The organism is Flavobacterium sp. FG139, from assembly GCF_057809695.1.
This window is the reverse complement of record NZ_JBMDKL010000031.1, coordinates 1-2,759: the sequence shown is the minus strand read 5'-3', so window position 1 is coordinate 2,759 and position 2,759 is coordinate 1. Positions and strand designations below refer to the sequence as shown.

Here is a 2,759-nt window from a genome sequence, read left to right as displayed (position 1 = left end):
TATTTTTGAAATATAAATTAACAAAAAAACGTCAACCTATTTCAGGACAAGACAAAACCGCTAAACAAAAATTAAACATCAAAATAATGATAAAAAAATTATTGAAATTCTTTAAACAAAATAATATCAAAATTGAGCTTGATGTTATTAAAGGAGCTATAATTGATTATCGAAGGGACGGAAAAGAATTGATGCGAAAACTTGCAGAAAAATACGGACTTAATATTGAAAATGAAAAAGATTATGAAAAATTAATTGCTAGAAATAACGAAGAGATACCAAGAAAAGGAGAACTTTCGAAACGTTGGAATTACGCTTTTCACGGTTGTGAATGTGGGTTTTATAATAAAAAATATAAACAACGAGTTGAAGTTGTATTAAGTAATCAACCTGAATTTGGACATATTGATTCTTGGTTTCTTTTATCTTATATGGAATCAACTGAAAAATACCGAAAAGAGATAAAAGGAATTAATTGGCAAGAACTTAAACTCTTAATAGAAAAATTATACGAAATTGGCGAAATAGAATCTGTAAATAAATAAAAAACGAACGCACAACAGCCGTTTGCACCAATGGCGTGGCTCGGGATTTATCAGAATGCGGAAGTAATTATCTTTTTTCTTTCAATCGCATTTTTTCTTTCAAAGTTTTCGGTATATTTGTTTTCGTCAGTGTCGAAAAATGCCACTGGCGCAAGCGACGAAACGTTAGCGGTAATGCTAGGATTTCGTTGAAAACTTACCCTGAAAATTATGATTTCACAAGAAGAATTACAAGAAATAGAAAATAGAGTTAACAATTCTACAAAAGGGCTTTGGAAAGCTTTTATTGAAGGTAGAGATCACGAAAGTGGCACAAATTTTATTATGACCGGAACTGAATCTAATCGTGGGAATGATATTGAATTACTAGGCGCAAAATTAGAAGATTATGATTTTATTGCTAACGCTAAACAAGATATTCCGAAACTTATAGCTGAAATAAAAAGGCTAAACAAAAATTTATAAGCACTAACCGCTAACAGCCGTTTGCACCAATGGCGTGGCTTGGGTTTTATCAGAATACGGAAGTGATTATCTTTTTTCTTTCAATTGCGTTTTTTCTTCCTAACTTTTCGGTATATTTGTTATCGTCAGTGAGTGAAAACCGCCACTGGCGCAAGCGACGAAACGTTGGCAGTAATATTCAAAAAAAATCGGAGAATTCAAGAAATAAACAAATATGGAAGAAAGTTTAAACGAAAAACAAAATTTTGTAGAAATACCAACAAAAAAAATTTATAGAGATCGAGCGATTTGGGTTGGTTCTTTTTTAGGCGGACCAGTTGTTGCTGGATATTTTATAGCAGAGAATTTCAAAGTATTTAAAGATTATAAAAAGGCAAAAACTACATGGATTATAACAATTATTTCAACAATAATTATCTTTGGTGGAATCTTTTTAATTCCAGAAAATATAAAAATTCCAAATCAAATAATTCCCATAATTTATACATCAATTGCTTATTACCTAGCAAAACATTATCAAGAGCAGAACATAAGAGAACATATAAAAAATGGTGGAGAATTTTTTAATTGGTGGAGAACAATTGGAATTGCAATTATAGGGCTTTTAATTATTGCTGGTGTAGCAATTAGTATTTACATCTTTTCAGATTTAGCAACAAATTCTGAAATAACAAGAAAATACGGAGTAATGAATAATGAAATTGTTTTTGATAATAGCGTAAATGTTGCTGAAGTTGATAAAATTGCAATTGCTTTTGAGAAAACTACCTTTTTTGACAATGCAGTAACTAAATTCGCTTACTTGAAAAAAATTGGCAATAATTATGAAATATCTCTTTCTTGTAACAAGCTATTTGAAACTGAAAAAGAAGCACAAGAACCCTATATTCAATTGAGAAATGATATGCAAAAATTATTTCCGAATAATAAAATTATTTTCAATCTCGTCGTTGAAAATCTTGATAACATAGTAAAAAGAATTGAATAAAAATACTACTGCCAACAGCGGTTTCAATAAATGGCGAGGCTCGGGATTTATCAGAAATTGGAAAGGTCTTTAATTAAAAGTTTTGTTTATATTTGTGAAGGTTTGGTCTTGGTTCGTCGCCACTTCTTGAAGCCGCGAAACGTTGGCAGAAAGTTTATGACAACATAACGAAAAAAAAATTAAATGAAAAAATATCTATACATTGTATTAATAATTTTAATCTTTTCTTCTAAAGATAACATTGTAAATGCCCAAGAAAAAAAACCTGAAAAGCTAGTGAATATTGAAAATTTGGCTATTGGAATTGAATTTCCAATCAATACTAAATTTACAATAAAAGTTACAAAAGTGGACGAACTAAATTTTAAATATGAAATTTTGAAAACTGAACCGTACAACAAAAAACTTGAAATGTGGAATACTAGAAACTTATTTGATGAAAATGGAGAAACAGAAACTATCGAGTTTTATTTTGCTGAAACTACAAACAATAGTAATATGTTAGTAATGCAAAGCAGGTCAAAATATTCTATTAAGTTTAAATCTGAAATTCAAACAGAAGAAAACGGAGAATTCAGTGAAATACAAAATGTTGGAACACATAAAGGTTCTAAAACAACTGAGAGTTGGGCGAAAAAAACATATAAAATAAGACTAAGTAATTTTGAATTAAAAAATTAAAACCTTCTGCCAACAGCCGTTTACACCAATGGCGTGGCTTGGGATTTATCAGAATGCGGAAGTGAATATCTTTTTTCTTT

At 29.8% G+C, this 2,759-nt stretch carries 4 protein-coding genes; all 4 read left to right on the top strand.

Translation table 11 applies throughout. The features are described from left to right. On the top strand, positions 1–545 hold a 545-nt coding region (locus ACODSI_RS14920), incomplete at its 5' end, for a DUF6896 domain-containing protein (RefSeq protein ID WP_488917653.1). A 210-nt stretch (positions 546–755) separates the two neighbouring features. Continuing rightward, positions 756–1,010, top strand: a complete 255-nt coding sequence (locus ACODSI_RS14915; RefSeq protein ID WP_488917652.1) for a hypothetical protein — start codon at positions 756–758, stop codon at positions 1,008–1,010. Positions 1,011–1,224: 214 nt separating this feature from the next. After that, complete coding sequence (locus tag ACODSI_RS14910) at positions 1,225–1,998, top strand: hypothetical protein (protein WP_488917651.1); 774 nt, start codon at positions 1,225–1,227, stop codon at positions 1,996–1,998. A gap of 183 nt (positions 1,999–2,181) precedes the next feature. Beyond that, positions 2,182–2,679, top strand: coding sequence for a hypothetical protein (locus ACODSI_RS14905; RefSeq protein WP_488917650.1), 498 nt, complete (start codon positions 2,182–2,184; stop codon positions 2,677–2,679). Positions 2,680–2,759: the final 80 nt, after the last annotated feature.